At 42.0% G+C, this 16,278-nt stretch carries 10 protein-coding genes; 7 read left to right on the top strand and 3 right to left on the bottom strand.

Annotated features, from left to right (window positions below):
• From AX660_RS01745 to AX660_RS01735, 3 genes are all read left to right on the top strand, one after another.
• Positions 1 to 833, top strand: an 833-nt coding sequence (locus AX660_RS01745; protein ID WP_407669330.1) for a sodium:solute symporter family transporter, incomplete at its 5' end; no start/stop codon positions are given.
• A complete protein-coding gene (locus AX660_RS01740) occupies positions 826 to 3,291 on the top strand; it encodes a GH36-type glycosyl hydrolase domain-containing protein (RefSeq protein WP_068371592.1) in 2,466 nt (821 codons plus the stop codon). The genes AX660_RS01745 and AX660_RS01740, both read left to right, overlap by 8 nt.
• Positions 3,292 to 3,319: 28 nt before the next feature.
• Positions 3,320 to 4,399, top strand: a complete 1,080-nt coding sequence (locus AX660_RS01735) for a glycoside hydrolase family 5 protein (RefSeq protein ID WP_068371589.1) — start codon at positions 3,320 to 3,322, stop codon at positions 4,397 to 4,399.
• Positions 4,400 to 4,484: 85 nt separating this feature from the next.
• Here AX660_RS01735 and AX660_RS01730 read toward each other — a convergent pair whose 3' ends face one another.
• The gene (locus AX660_RS01730) at positions 4,485 to 5,510 is read right to left on the bottom strand and encodes a LacI family DNA-binding transcriptional regulator (protein WP_235594631.1); all 1,026 of its coding nucleotides are present in this window, start codon (positions 5,508 to 5,510) and stop codon (positions 4,485 to 4,487) included.
• Positions 5,511 to 6,082: 572 nt separating this feature from the next.
• On the opposite strand from AX660_RS01730, the gene AX660_RS01725 reads away from it, so the two are divergent.
• Positions 6,083 to 6,805 (top strand): FadR/GntR family transcriptional regulator, encoded by a 723-nt coding sequence (locus tag AX660_RS01725; protein WP_235594630.1) that lies wholly within the window; start codon positions 6,083 to 6,085, stop codon positions 6,803 to 6,805.
• 54 nt (positions 6,806 to 6,859) lie between these two features.
• Here the strand turns inward: AX660_RS01725 and uxuA are convergent, their stop codons facing one another.
• Together uxuA and AX660_RS01715 are read right to left on the bottom strand one after the other, a co-directional pair.
• Positions 6,860 to 8,053, bottom strand: a complete 1,194-nt coding sequence (gene uxuA / locus AX660_RS01720) for a mannonate dehydratase (RefSeq protein WP_068371585.1) — start codon at positions 8,051 to 8,053, stop codon at positions 6,860 to 6,862.
• A gap of 326 nt (positions 8,054 to 8,379) precedes the next feature.
• Complete coding sequence (locus AX660_RS01715) at positions 8,380 to 11,241, bottom strand: TonB-dependent receptor (protein WP_068372051.1); 2,862 nt, start codon at positions 11,239 to 11,241, stop codon at positions 8,380 to 8,382.
• A 621-nt stretch (positions 11,242 to 11,862) separates the two neighbouring features.
• On the opposite strand from AX660_RS01715, the gene AX660_RS01710 reads away from it, so the two are divergent.
• From AX660_RS01710 to AX660_RS01700, 3 genes are read left to right on the top strand one after another with little or no spacing between them, the layout of a single operon-like run.
• Complete coding sequence (locus tag AX660_RS01710; protein WP_157884294.1) at positions 11,863 to 13,158, top strand: glycoside hydrolase family 88/105 protein; 1,296 nt, start codon at positions 11,863 to 11,865, stop codon at positions 13,156 to 13,158.
• A gap of 9 nt (positions 13,159 to 13,167) precedes the next feature.
• Positions 13,168 to 14,466 (top strand): alginate lyase family protein, encoded by a 1,299-nt coding sequence (locus AX660_RS01705; RefSeq protein ID WP_068371580.1) that lies wholly within the window; start codon positions 13,168 to 13,170, stop codon positions 14,464 to 14,466.
• Positions 14,467 to 14,479: 13 nt separating this feature from the next.
• The gene (locus tag AX660_RS01700) at positions 14,480 to 16,168 is read left to right on the top strand and encodes a glycosyl hydrolase family 28-related protein (RefSeq protein ID WP_201027384.1); all 1,689 of its coding nucleotides are present in this window, start codon (positions 14,480 to 14,482) and stop codon (positions 16,166 to 16,168) included.
• Positions 16,169 to 16,278: the final 110 nt, after the last annotated feature.

Here is a 16,278-nt window from a genome sequence, read left to right as displayed (position 1 = left end):
TAGATTTTGAAAACATCTTACCCAGCGCCATTCTTGAATTTGCGCCGGTGGGCATAATGGGTTTGGTATTGGCAGGTTTGATTGCCGCTTTTATGTCGACATTTGCCTCTACAGTCAACGCGGTACCAGCTTATTTGGTCAATGACGTATACAAGCGTTATATCAACCCGCTGGCCGACACCAAAACACTGATCCACACCAGTTATATTGTGTCGATTTTGGTGGTGATATTAAGTACAGTTATTGGCCTCTACATAGAAAGTATCAACAGCATTCTGCAATTGTTGGTGTCAGGTTTGTGGGCCGGTTATGCCATTGCCAACGTGCTTAAATGGCACTGGTGGCGCTTAAACGGTTATGGCTACTTTACTAGCATGCTAGCCGGTTTAGTGTGTTTTATCGTTATCGCCTTTATCCCTGATTCAGCCTTTGATATCCCTCGTGAAATGGTGGCTTTGTACGCCTTCCCGTTGATTTTATTGATCACTGGCGCAGTCTGTATTGGCGTAAGTTTACTGACTCCACCTGAAGACGAAGCCCTACTTAAGCGTTTTTATAAAAATGTTAATCCTTGGGGATTTTGGGGCCCCATTCGTCAAGCCGTTATTGACGAAGATCCAGCGTTTGCCGCCAATGGCGATTTCAAACGGGATATGTTCAATATTGTAATTGGTGTCATAGCGCAAACCTGTTTGGTTGCCCTACCCATCTTTATGGTTATCAAAGAAGGTTGGTCAAGCCTTTGGACCCTCACTATTTTCATCATTTGTGCCTGGATACTAAAACGTAATTGGTACGACAAGCTTCCACAAGAGACCCCTAGTCATGCATAAGCAACACCCTAATTCTGAACAACAATTTGGTTTTTTCGACGACGAGCAATGTGAATACGTCATTACCTCACCACATACCCCTACCCCGTGGATCAATTACCTGGGTAATGATGGTTTTTATGGATTGATTTCAAATACGGGTGGTGGATATTGCTTTTATCGTGATCCCAAGTTTCGTCGTTTAACCCGTTATCGCTATAACAGTGTTCCGGTTGATAACGGTGGCCGTTATTTCTATTTAAAATGTGATGGTCAAACATGGTCGGCTACAGGCCGTCCAGTCCATACCGCGTTAGATGAATACGCTTGTCACCATGGCATGGGTTATAGTCGTTTTAAAGTACGTAAAAATGCCATCGCCTCCCAAGTAACTAGCTTTATTCCTTTGGATACCAAGGCGGAAGTGCATCAACTCGAATTGAGCAATACCAGTGACAGCGCTAAAACCGTTGACCTTTTTTCATTCATTGAATGGTGTTTATGGAATGCTGAAGATGATGGTGCTAATTTTCAACGTAACTTGTCCACTGGCGAAGTCGAAGTGGAAGACAGTACTATTTACCATAAAACCGAATATCGTGAACGTCGTAATCACTATGCTTTTTATTCGGTTAACCAGCCAATTGATGGCTTCGAAACTGACCGTGAAACCTTTTTAGGTCCTTATCGTGGTTTTGAAAATCCTATCGCGGTTGAGCGTGGTCAAACCGCAAACTCCGTCGCTCGTGGTTGGTCTCCTATTGCTTCTCACCATATTAAATGCGAACTAGCACCGGGTGAAACTAAGACTTTTGTATTTGTCTTAGGTTATTGCGAAGTTGATCCACAAGACAAATGGCAAGCGCCTAATGTGATCAATAAAACCGCAGCTAAGACCTTACAAAGCCAATTTGATAGCAGCGAAAAAGTGGCTGCAGAACTCGAAAAACTGCGCCTCTACTGGCAAAAGTTATTAGGTAAATTTACCGTTAAATCACCGGACGAGCGTTTTAACCGCGCGCTTAACATCTGGAATCAATACCAGAATATGGTGACCTTTAACTTGTCACGCAGCGCCTCGTTTTATGAATCAGGCATTGGTCGTGGTATGGGTTTCAGAGACTCGAATCAAGATACTATCGGTTTTGCCCACATGGTGCCGGAAAAAGTCAAGGAGCGTATTTTAGACCTTTCAGCCACGCAAAAATCTGACGGTTCGGCTTACCATCAATACCAACCTTTAACCAAAAAAGGCAATGCCAATATCGGTGGTAACTTTAATGATGATCCTATGTGGATGGTGCTTTCAACGGCCAATTACATTAAAGAAACCGGTGATTACAGTATTCTCGATGAGATGGTTATTTATGATGAACAAGAAACGGCGACTCACAACCATTTTGATCATCTAGAACGCGCGTTTAATCACGTTGTTAATAACCTTGGCCCTCATGGATTACCTTTAATCGGCCGTGCGGATTGGAACGACTGTTTGAATTTAAACTGTTTTTCTGAAGATCCTAATGAGTCTTACCAGACCACTCAACGTGGTGCATCAGACGTAGCCGAATCAGTGATGATTGCTGGACAGTTTGTACTCTACGGCCAAGAATTTGTAGAAATTTGTCAACGTACTGGCAAACACGAGTTGGCAGCACAGTGTCAAAAACATGTAGAAACCATGCGTCAAACCGTAGAACAACATGGTTGGGATGGTGAGTGGTATTTACGTGCCTATGATGCTAGGGGCCTCAAAATTGGTAGTAAAGATAACGATGAAGGCAAAATCTTTATCGAGTCTCAAGGCTTTTGCGCCATGGCAGAAATTGGTAAAGACAAAGGCCTAAATTTACACGCCATGAACGCGGTAGAAAAGCATCTAGCCACCGACTTTGGCATTATGCTTAACCAACCTGCCTTTACTCGTTACAGCAAGTACATGGGTGAAATCAGCTCTTATCCGCCAGGCTACAAAGAAAATGCCGGTATTTTCTGTCATAACAACCCTTGGATCACCATTGCCGAAGCGATGTTAGGCAGAGGCGAAAAAGCTTTTGAATATTACAGCAAAATTACCCCAGCGTTTTTACAGGATGTGCAGACTCTGCACAAAACCGAGCCTTACGTTTATAGCCAAATGATAGCTGGTAAAGACTCAGCCAACCCTGGTGAGGCCAAAAACTCGTGGCTAACTGGTACGGCAGCCTGGAACTATTACGCAGCCACGCAGTACATACTAGGCATACGTCCTGACTACGATGGTTTGCTGATCGATCCATGTATTTTGCCAAGCTGGAAGTCGGTTTCTATTACTCGGGAGTTTAGAGGTGCCAATTACCAAATTGAACTGCGCAATCCATCCGGACTAAGTAAAGGCAAAGTGCAGCTAAGTATTGATGGGGTTAAAATAGCCGGTAACTTGATCGAAGCAAAACATTATGCTGGTAAACACCATATTGTGGCCGAGATCATCGCCTGAATAATGTTGTAACAACAGGAGAGTTAACATGGCGAAATTAAACAGTTCAAACCTTGTGATGGGCTTGCTACTCATGTTTTGCTGTTTGGGGGCCTATGCTGATGCAAAGTCCCCTGCTCTAACAAGCTTTGATCGCAGTAAACTCAGTCAGCCTCAATCACTAATTCGAGTCAGTGGCAATAAACTGCTAGATGAGTCAGGTAAGCAGGTGATATTACGAGGAGTGAATATTGCTGACCCTGCCAAAATATTTAAACAGCAGCAATGGTCATTGAGTTTATTCACTGAGCTAAAAGCTTGGGGAGTTAATGTAATACGCTTGCCAGTGCATCCATCAGCTTGGCGCACAGCAGATAAAGATAACTATTTAGCCCTCTTGGATGAAGCTGTGAGCTGGGCTAACAGTCTGAGTTTGTATCTCATCATCGACTGGCATTCCATTGGTTATCTGCCTAGCAATACCTACCAAGACAAGATGTATGACACCACTTTAGAAGAAACTAAAGAGTTTTGGCATATTATTGCCCAGCGTTATAAAAATGTTCCCACTATCGCGGTTTACGAATTGTTTAATGAGCCTACAGATTTAGGTCAAAAAGCCGGTAAAGCTAATTGGCTAGACTGGAAAAATGTCAACGAACAATTGATTGATATCATTTATGCACAAGATAAGAATGTTATTCCATTAGTGGCGGGATTTAACTGGGCTTATGATCTACGCCCTATCGCTGAGCATCCCATCGAAAGAGCTGGCATAGCTTATACATCACATCCATACCCACAAAAAACCTCACAAGACTTGAACAGTAACAAAGATAACAATTTTACACTTTGGCAACGTGATTGGGGTTTTGCAGCCAGTGATTATCCTGTCATAGTTACCGAGTTAGGTTGGGTGCAAGCTGATGGGTACGGCGCTCATATACCCGTGAAAAATGACGGCAGTTATGGTCCACAAATCGTGGAGTTTATGGAGCAGCGCAATATTTCGTGGGTGGTATGGGTGTTTGATCCTAACTGGTCACCGACTATGATCAGCGATTGGCAATTTACCCCCACTGAGCAAGGTGCCTTTTTTAAACAGCAACTGTTAAAGCTAAACAACTAACTGCTTGTAATGTACTAATTGATTTTAGATAAGAAAGTTCGAGAACACAGCGCCTGAAGTATTACCATCTGGCGCTTTTTTTTGCTTAAAAATGAGGTGCTGGACCAGTACTGGCTCTGAGCTTTAGTTCAAAAGGTAAAAATTGTCTGCCAGGTGGAACATGATTTCCACGCAATTGCTCAAGCAATAAATTGATACATGCAGTACCAATTTCTTTTAAGGGTTGGTGTACTGTGCTCAAAGCGGGTGTCACATATTCAGCGTAATGAATATCATCAAAACCCATCACAGAGACATCTTCGGGGATCAAAAAGCCCTGCTTTTTCAGCAACTTCATCACCCCAATGGCCATTTCGTCATTGAAACAAAAAATTGCGGTTGGTCGTTTACGTAATAACAATAACTTTTCGGCGCAGTTCACACCCGAATCCACTGTGTAAGTACCAGCAATTTGCAAATCTGGATCAAGCACTAAACCAGCTTCTTCAAGTGCTGCAAAATACCCTTGCAGACGCTCATTTGAACTGGGAATATCATCAGGTCCGGTAATCGCTGCAATACGTTTATGGCCTTGTGCAACTAAATAGTCTACAGCGGCTTTTGCCGCAGCGACATTATCAACCGCAACTTGTACAATTTCATCGTTACCCATGTTTTCATTTGCATTTACCATAGGTGGAATTTGTCCACTTAATGGCAAAGTGGGATCGATTCTAAATGGCATACGTGAGCAAAATAATAACACCCCGTCAGCTTGCCCAGATGTCACTAAATCGGCATAGTGGCGTTCCCGTTCAACTAAACCTTGAGTATCGCCTAACAATATCGAGTAACCGGCACTTTGTGCACCTTGTTCAATTGCACGTATAATACCGGCATTTACAGGATTGGTAATATCAGGAATGATGGCAACAATATTGCCACTTTTACGGGTACGCAAACTGGCACCGATGCGATTAGGGCGATACCCCATTTCATCAATGATCTTTTTAACCTTATTTAAGGTCTTTTTCGATACCAATTCTGGTGAGCTTAGTACTCTGGATACCGTCGCAGGCGACACCTTTGCTAGGGTTGCGATATCTTTAATGCCAACTGTTGCCACAAACATTGCTCTGCATATTTATACTTAAACATAGATTAACATGTAAATCGTTTTCAGCTAACTAAATGCTTAAATTTATTGATTTTTTGTTAATTAAATTGAAGTATTTTTGTTTTTATTTTAGTTTGCAGTTTTCACTACCAAAACCAGCGTTTTATAGCAAGTTTATATAAAAACGTAAATCGACTACAAAATTTAAAGAAAAACGTTTTCTAAACTATTTCCAGAGACACAGATTAGAACAACTAACTCTACTCTTCATCATTCGAGTGCATGTTTACTCAGGTGCCCCAGTCACTTTAGTAGTATCCATATATAACCTCATTCATTGGATGCAACAGTGCAATTCTAATGATAAGGGGTATCTGCTTAAATATTGGCTTTACCTCTAACTCTGAACACATAAAATTTTCTAATTTATGAAATAAAATTAGCGTGTTTTTAAATTAAATTAATTATTTGTCTTACAAAGCCTTCAATGGTTTCGTTTAATTGGCTATGATGTACGACCAATATGCTCCAATCAAATTGGATACATACTTACTCTTAACTTTCAGCATTATTACTGAGTACGCAACATGTCTTTGCCAAACGAACTAAAAGGTCTGCAATTACAAATAATCAAAAGTGACCGTTTGTATTTAAAGGTAGCGGAACAGTTAAATAAGTTGATTGACGATGGGGCGATCAAACCCGGTCAGCGTTTTCCCTCAGAGCGTGAGTTAGCCGAACAATTAGGCGTCAGCCGCCCTACTATTCGAGAAGCGATGATTGCTCTTGAGCTTTCTGGCGTCATAGAAATACGCACAGGTTCTGGGATCTACGTTACTAAACAACCACGTAAACGTGAGCCAGAACTGAATGATAAGGGAGTGGGCCCTTTTGAAATATTGGAAATTCGTTACATCATAGAATCCGAAGCCTGTGCTCTAGCCGCGGCGAGAATTACTAATGAACAGATTGAGGAATTACGCAAAGTCGTCGATGAAATGGAAGAAGAGGAAAAGAAGCCTGACGCTTCAGAAAAAGCCGACCAAAAATTCCATTCGATTATTGCTCAAGCCTGCCAAAACAGTGCCATAGCATCGGTGGTAGAATGGCTGTGGGACTTACGTAATGAATCACAATTGAGTACCGCCTTTTTACAACGTATTCGTGAAGAAGGGGTGCATCCTTCCATAAGCGAACATCGCAAAATTTTACAAGCCTTAGAACAACGTAACCCTGAAAAAGCCCGCACCGCCATGAAGATCCACATTGAAAATGCCACCACTAACGCAGCGGCCCATTTCAACAAATAAAAAAGGCTAATATTATTAGCCTTTTAGCAGTGAATAAAAGTTAAGGCAGCTTAGTTACTGGCGATTAACAAAATTACCCACTGTATGTATTACTCCGCGTAACTCTGCTAAACCTTTTAAACGACCAACATAGCTATAACCCGGTTTAACCCCTGGTTGATTCAATTCATCTTCGAGCAAATGACCGTGATCTGGGCGCATTGGTATAGACAAATAAGGTTTACCATCTGCCTCTTGGCTGCGTCGTTTTTCTTCGCTTAACAAAGCCTCCACCAAGCCAACCATATCGTTATCACCGGCTAAGTGATCTGACTCATAAAACGAACCATCAGCTTCACGGATAACATTTCGTAAATGTACAAAATAGATTCGCGAGCCAAAGTCTCTGGCCATTTGCACTAAGTTATTATCGCCTCTGGCACCATAAGAGCCTGCGCACATGGTTAAACCATTGGCGGGACTTGGGCAAGCATCAAGCAGCGCTTGCGCGTCAGAAGCGGTTGAAACAACACGCGGTAAACCAAACAGCGAAAAAGGCGGATCATCCGGGTGAATACACATCTTGGCACCCGCAGCTTCAGCATCGGGAATAATGGCTTGTAAAAACAAAAACAGATTTTGCCTAAATCCTTCCGTACCTAATTCGATAAACTGCTGAATAGCTGCACGAATACTATCGCGGGTATAAGAGCCCTCACCGCCCGGCAAACCCGCGATGATATTTTTTTCAAGCTCTTGACGTTCTAGCTCATTCATCTTTGAAAAACGCTCAAGGGCTTTTTCTTTAACCATGGGCTCATAGCTTTCTTCTGCACCTTTACGCTCCAACATGTACATGTCATAGGCGGCAAAGTCTGTCATTTCAAAACGTAGTGCATGGCTGTTATTAGGTAGGCGATACATTAAGTTTGTACGGGTCCAATCGACCACCGGCATAAAGTTATAACAAATGGTGTAAACGCCACAAGCAGCCGCATTTTTTACTGATTCTTTATAGTTTTCGATCAGCTGTAAATAGTTGCCAGTGCGGGTTTTGATATCATTATGTACCGGAATACTTTCGATTACCGTCCACTGCAAACCTGCATCTTCGATTAACTTTTTATGTTTGCTAATTGCTTCTATCGTCCAAACGTCGCCGGTTTTAACTTCATGTAATGAAGTAACAATCCCTGTCGCGCCAGCCTGGCGGATTTTTTGTAGACTTATTGAATCACTTGGTCCAAACCAACGCCACGTCTCAATCATTTAACTTCGCCTCTGCTTTTAAATACAAAAAAGATAAATATTTCTACTGAATTGCTGTGTAAAACTATGCATCAATATATTGGTAATACCACATTACCAATATAACATGTAAATACATTAACTTTAAATAGTAAATGTATTACGAATAATCGCAGCAAACATCCCATTTGATAAGTTATCGATAGAGGTCATAAACTAATATGACGATATCTTTTTGGCCTTTGTACGTACTTCCAGCGGCCAAATACTAAGAGCTAATAACATTAGCTCTTAGTGATAAAATCAAAAAAACGGTCGATGACTTTTAATTAAGGCACCCTATTTCATTACATACGATATTGTAAACCAACAAAATATCTGGCACCTGAATATTCAATTCTATTATAGAAGTCATGGGCCACACGTTGCTCTACATAAGGTTCGTTGGTTAAGTTGATCGCCTGAAACTTCACTTTGAAGTTTTTATTGATCTCATAGGCCAAATCCAAATCAACCGATGCCGTGTCATCCACTATACGATTAGATTGCGCCAAACTTGCACCAAAGGGTTTGAGATATTCCGAACGGAATTTGTAAGACAAACGAGCGGAAAAATCATCGTTCTCCCAATAAACTTGACTACTAAAGTTGTGTTTACTTAAACCTGCAATTGTACTCGGCATGATTTGGGCACGGACTTCTGGGCTGATGTCAGCTGCAGCTTCTGGTGTTTCAAAATCAGAATCAGCATAGTTGTAGTTAATCGATACACCCAAACCATCAAAAGGCGCAGGTAAAGTAGTAAAACGATGTAGCGCGCTCAGCTCATATCCCACAATAGATGAGCTATCGTCTACTATGGTTGGACGCCCCTGCACTTCTACGTTGTAGCTTTGCCCATCAACCACTACATCTTCTTTATCTACCGCTGATTCAAAGGCGGCATTAAAGGTTTTGTAATACACCGCGGCCGACAACATAGTGTCAGTATTTATAAAATAGCTTAGGTTTAGATCGTAGTTATTGGATTCTAAGGCTTCTAGATAGGGATTACCGCTGGCAGTGACGTTGCCATCCAGTGCCGCAGCTACTGTGGTGAACTCTTCATCCGCGGTGACTGAGCCAATATTCCGTGCAGCACCAAAAAACCACATATCAGGACGGGATAAACCCGCATAGGCGGCAAAACGTAATTGCAGTTCATCACTGATACCTAAACTTAGGTTAACACTCGGCAGTAGATTACTGTAATCGTTGGTTAAAGTGCTCATTTCAACCGAACCTGGCTTAGTTTCAAAACTAATAAAACCATTGGGATCACTTAAAACGGAATAAGACGTGCGCACACCTTGAGATTCAACGTCTGTTTGTACATAACGCACACCAACGTTGCCATCGAGTGGCATATCGCCCCATTCGGTTGAAAACTCTGCCATTGCATAAACTGAAGTGACATCTTCGGTTAAACGTACGTCTCCTGCAGATGGTGTAGTAGGATCAACACTCAGGTCATCGCTGCCTACTAAAGTGTTGTAGCCACAACGAGTATCATAGGTAGCCCATGAATTCACAGGAGAATTGGCATCATCACCAAAATCACTTTGCGGCCAAGGAATCGAGCAATTACTCGCAACCGAAGCTAGCTTTGATGCTCTATCACCAGAAGGGGTTGCTAGGGCTTTATTTTCTTCTTCAAAGTTATCGTGTTTATGGCTAGAAAAAGCCAATCCACCATTAAGATTGGTGAAAAACTTACCGTCTAAGGCATAGTCCAAGTCTAAGCGGTAACTGCCGATAGTATCTTTAATATCAAAACGGTAATAACGCGCCTCACTGTCGGCATTAAAATAGGCCAAATCTTGAATGTCTGATTTCCAGTCAATTGCACTTCCCGCTGGATCATTAAAATTCGTATACACAGCGCTGATATCAGGAAAATCCTGACCATCAGAATTAACCCAATCGTAGTACGTTCTTTGCCCTCTGAAACGCGAATATTCACGAGTTTGATAGCGCTCCGTGCCTGAGTAAGCGGCATCAAATTCAACCCTAAATTCTGACGTCGCTTGCCAGTCAATATTTAAACCTAGACCTTTATAATCTTCTTCACGAACACGATATTCGCCATACGAACTAATGCGTGACTCTCCAGTGATTGTTTCAGGTGCACCTTCTTCATTGGTGGTCCAGTTAGCTAAACGGCGACGACCGTCGTCCCACAATAAATCGTGACGATCTTCAAAGTAATAACGGTTTGACCATTGGCCGTCTAAGTTAATATCGAGATCCTGATTTGGTTGCCATTGGATAGCGCCAATCACTGCATCACGTTTCTCTTTAGATTCCATTTGGCGATAATAAAACGAGTTAGAAATAAAGTAATAATCGCCGTTTTCTGCATTACCTCCATTAGCCGCCGCACGTTGATCGCTAAAGCTACAATCATTACCACCATCAACCGCATAGTTCGAATTACAGTTGCGCATTGTTGAGCTGGTATTGTAACTTTCTTCCGGTGACGAGATATTCGCGCCTGCATAACCCAAAGCAAAACCAAATTTTCCGCCATTATCTAACTCAAATGAATTGGTATATGAGGTAGACGTGCGCACACCTATGCCATTATCGTCCTCAAACTTACTTTGATAAGGATTGTAATTACCTTTTATTTCAGCCGAAAAACGCTCCTTGCCATAATCAACGGGTTTGATGGTTTTTAAATCGATTAAACCCGACACACCACCTTCAAGTAAGTCAGCTTTTTGCGCTTTGTAGACTACGACACCATTAACCAATTCAGATGGAAACTGACTGAAAGCCACTGAACGGTTACCACTACCAGAGGAAATAGCCCGACCATTCACCGTGGCAAAACCCAAAAATGGTCCTAAGCCGCGAATAGAAATCTCACTAGCATTACCCTTAAATCTGTCACCGGTCACACCGGTAATACGCTCTAGGGTTTCGGCCACTGATAAATCAGGTAAAGCACCAATGTCAGCAGACGACAAAGCGTCAACTATGGTGGCAGCATTGCGTTTTTCAGAAATGGCATTACGGTAAGATTCTGCAATCCCGCGTACTTCTATGACTTCAGCCTCAGAATCAACTGCATCTTGGGCAACAGCTAAAGTTGAAGTGATAGACATTGCTGCCAATACCGCGGCAGTCAATATTTTAAAGCGCGGACGATGTGATGAATGTGACATAAGTGATCTATTTTGATTTAAACGATACATCTAGTTTCTCCAAATATTGTTGTAAACAAGGTGTTGAATTGTTTTTATGTTTTTAACAATCTGCTCAGCGGCGGATAATCTAGATCGTGATAATTTAAGTCAAGCGGCCTTACCAATAATGACTAATAAACGCTCATTATTAATAATAAAGTTTAAATATGAACATTTGCTAAATTAGGCCCAGTTACTATTTAAGTTAAAACTACTGAATAAAATTCTGGCAAAAAATGTTCAACAACTAGCAAGTTTACAAATTTAAAATAAAGATTAAATTATTCAAAGAAGATATTAAACACAATGATTACAACAACTTACATACATCCCACCTCAGCAATTGCTGCATAACCAGTAAATGCAACAAAAGCAATTTAGCTAGCAACATTAAGCTTAAACTTACTTTACAATCATCATAACTAATGAGAAATGACGACTTCAACTTGTTAGCTTTTTGTAAATTCACAATAGACAGTAAATATTATCACGATAGAATGCGCACATTGGTAATGCCAATTAGCAAGCTAATGATTAAGCTATTTTTAAGTTTAAACCTAAGTAATACTCAGATTTTGGAGATGTAGGATGCCAGTGCAAATGCGAGCGAAACAAAAATTAATGTTATGTGGACTAGGTCTGATGTTGAGCAACGGTTGTAGTACACAAGTTCAGGATACCAACGTGACAGTTGGCAGTGTGCAGGCCATCAGCCAAGCATTAAACCTCGAGCATAAACTTGTACCTTATCAAGCCCCCACTACCTCAGAGCTTGTTCTTTCAAGTGAGTTTAATTTACCGGCGATTACCCAAGTCGCTAATCACGTTGCCGACTGGCAATTGGCTCAATTTGATATCCGTTCAAACCAAATGCGTACTGAAATGCGCCCTAGTGGTTTACCCAGTGGATGGATGTACGCCACACTTATGGTGGGTTTATGGCATTGGGCTGAATCCAGTGATTCGGCGGCATTTCGCCAAGCGACACTTAATTTGGCACAACTCAATGATTATCAATTAGGGCCACGAGCCACTCATGCAGATGATCAAGCGATCGGTGATGTATACATCAGCCTGTATGAAAAGTTTGGCAATGAAAGACGTATACAAGCTACCCAAACGATGTTGACACAACAAATACAAACTCCCAGTCAACACAGCCTTGAATTTACCGATACCGACAAAGACACCCATGAGTTTGCCCTGCGCACCTTTGTTGATCCAAATTGCACTGTGCGCTGGTGTTGGGCTGACGCCGTATTTATGGCGCCGCCGGTTTTTGCCCATTTAGCCAAAACCACAGGTGATCCGGCTTATTTGGACTACATGGATAAAGAGTTTTGGCAAATGACCGACTATTTATTTGATAAAAACTATCAACTTTATCTGCGTGACAGTCGCTATTTTGAACGTAAAGATGAAGCCGGTTTACCGATTTTTTGGGGACGTGGTAATGGCTGGATCTTGGCTGGTTTAGCACGAACTATCAATTATTTACCGGATAGTTTTGCCAACAAACCACAATATACCGAACTGTTTAGCTCAATATCAGCCGCGCTACTTAAATATCAAAAAACGGATGGGAGCTGGCCTTCTTCCTTATTAGAAAACAGCGATGAACAACATCCAGAAACCAGTGCAACGGCTTTGATTGCTTATGGTTTAGCCTGGGGTATTAATCATGGCTTGCTTGAGCGAGATAAATACTTAGCACCACTCACTCGTGCTTGGCAGTCGATCGTCGCCAATGTGCACCCCGATGGTAAAGTAGGTTATGTACAGCAAGTGGCATTTGCGCCAGGTAGCGCCACGTACGATGATACTCAACTCTATGGCAGTGGCGCCTTATTACTGGCCGCCGCCGAGATCAAGTTATTATTAGCATCTGAGCAATAGTGTTTCGATATGCTAAAACTTAATACCTTATTGAATAGGCCACTGGCAGTTTGCTGTGCAGTGAGTCTATTTGCCACGCTATGTTATGCCGAGCCACCACCACTCACACACAATGAACCACTGCGTACCACCCGCTTGCTCTTGTTAACTCAAGAGCAACTTGCCAGCAGCAAAATGTCACTCTCTGACAATGTGGGATATCAAAGCGCCGTGAATGACATTTACCGTATGGCTGATGCGGCCGTGCAAAACGAGCTCATCAGCGTTACCCAAAATACTCCCCATGCGGTCAGTGGCAATCCCCATGACTACTTTAGTGTTGGCCCCTATTGGTGGCCTGATCCAAGTAAAAAAGATGGTTTACCTTGGATCAATAAAGATGGCCAAGCTAATCCACTGTTCCGCGGTAGCAACTCAGATACTCGACTGTTTCAACAACTGCTTCACTCAGTACAGGTTTTATCCTTAGCCTATTATTTTAGTGAGCAAGAGGTTTATGCCGCTAAAGCCATCGCCATGTTGCAAACCTGGTTTATTGCAGAAAAAACGAAAATGAATCCTCACCTTAACTACGCCCAAAGTATTCCTGGCCGCACTCATGGCCGTGGCATTGGCATTATCGACTGGCGAGGCTTGCCCCATTTACTAGATAGCCTGACCTTATTACACAGCCAACAAACAGCAGAATTTCAACAAGCCATGGATGAATGGTTAAGCATCTTTCTCGGCTGGTTAATTGAGAGTAAAAATGGCCAAGACGAAGCTGCTATGCATAATAACCATGGCACTTATTATGATGTGATTATCACAAGCTTAGCCCTATATTTGGATATGGATGAAGTAGCTCAAGGGGTGATTAAACAAACGCAACAACGTATCCTCAGCCAGTTAGCCTTAGATGGCGCACAACAGCATGAACTCGCACGTACCAAACCCTTTCATTATTCGGTGTTTAATTTGCTCGCTTTTAGCCAAATGGCCAGACTGGCAGAAAAAACCAAGTTGAATTTATGGAACTATCCCACGGTGCAAGATCAACGTATATATCAGGCTTATCAATTTATTCAAAAAAACCAAGACAACAAAAGTTTGTGGCCGGGTAAACAAGAACAGCAATTGCCATTGGATAAACTGGTTGGTGTTGCCATGATAATGAATCAACAACTTAAAAAAGATGAATTTTTACACACTTTGCTGATGTTTGATCAAACCACCCTGCAACAAGCTCAACAATGTGCGTTATTGTTTAATTTTTCATTAGCTTTTCACCCACAAAGTAGTGACAAGCCCGAACTGTGTCTCTACTGAGGAGCGTTATTTTATGTTAACGAATACGAGGTTTACACGCTCTGCAGCTATAACATGTTGTTTGTTACTTAGCTTGATGAGTCGCTCGGCAAGCAGTGCAATACAAAACGCCGATTTACCCTTGCTGTTGTCAGACAAAAAAGTTCAGGCACAAAACTATCTGCCAGATTTTTCCTATGCGGGTTATGCTAATGGGGAACGTCAACCTGATACCAGCGCCTTTCAAGTTATTAATGTTATTGACCATGGCATATTTGCCGATGATGAATTAGATGACAGCCAAGCGCTAATTGCCCTACTTGCAGAACTAAAAACACAAAATACTCCTGTCGTCCTGCAGTTTAACTCTGGTCGATACATCATTAGTTCCATCATTTTTATTGAGCGTAGCAATATTGTGCTGCGTGGTGCAGGCAGCGGTGATAGCGGCACCGAATTCTATTTTCCACGGCCATTGATCTATACCCAGCCCACAGAAGAACTCGCCGAACTGCGTGAATACTTGGTTAAACTGAATAAGGTGCAAAAAGAAAAAGCCAATAATATTTTACTGCCTTACACCGAATGGTCTTGGTCAGGTGGTTTTTTTTGGACCAAGGTACCAGCACAACGAGTTAAAAGTTATCTCGAAGAATATGATCAAACTATTGAAGCACTGAGCAAAGCCACTCAAGGCAAACAAGGGGCTTTTGAGTTACAAGTTAAAGACAGCAGTCAACTTAAGCGTGGTCAGATTGTTGAGATCCAGTGGCATAACATTCATGGTAAAGATGGCCCCTTACTCAAGGAGTTATACCATGACAAAGTCACTAATATTGGTTCACATCACTGGCAATTTACTAATTTAGCGCTAGCCCGTCAGCAAGTGGAGATCACGGCTATTAACGGTAACAAGATCAACATCAAGACCCCCTTATTACACAATATCAGTACCGATGGTTCAGTTAGTCTGGTGCCATGGCAGCATTTAAAAGACGTGGGCTTTGAACATATGCGATTTAATTTCGCCTTTGCCAGTTACATTGCTCACCATGTTGAACAAGGAGCCAACGGTATCTATCTCACTCGGGTGTATAACAGTTGGATAGATGATGTACAAATCACCAACGCCGACAGCGGCATCTTGACCGAAGAAATTGCCAATGTCAGCATCAAAAATGTGCTGACCAATGGTGAAAAACTCGCCCATTATTCGGTGCAAATCGGCGGGGTGCATAATGTATTGGTTGAGGGCTTAAAAGTACTAAACCCAGTGGTGCACTCTTTGAGCTTTAATACCTTTTCAAGCCGCAATGTTTATTTAAATTGTGAAATAGCCCAACACCCCTCTTTGGATCAACACAGTGGTGTGAATCAGCAAAACCTGTTTGACAATATTCGAGTCTTTGCCACCTTAAAAGACGGTGCGTCTTCTTATCCCTTATTTGCTGGAGGAGGCGCTAAATACTGGAAACCATCTCACGGTGCCTACAATACATTATGGAATATTCAGATCACGTTTTCGAATGGTCATGAACGCCAACAACCAGTGCTACTAAACGGTATGACAGACGGCCCTTTGGCTCGACTAGTGGGGATCACTGCAAATTTACCTATTGATATTGAATATGGCCCAGCAGCTTACATCGAAGGTCTCAATACGACGTTTCCTAAAGTCCCTTCGTTATATCATTATCAACTCAATAAACGCTTACAACATTGAGTCAACTCCCATAAGAAAACTCGTTTAAGCTCAGGGTAACCGCACTGTTGCCCTGATTATATTTTGTTGTATCTATTGCTTTACACTAGTTCTAAACACCACAATAACGA

The sequence above is a fragment of the Paraglaciecola hydrolytica genome (assembly GCF_001565895.1).
GTDB lineage: Bacteria > Pseudomonadota > Gammaproteobacteria > Enterobacterales > Alteromonadaceae > Paraglaciecola > Paraglaciecola hydrolytica.
The sequence above is the reverse complement of the archived record's forward strand: the minus strand, read 5'-3'. Positions and strand labels throughout refer to the sequence as shown.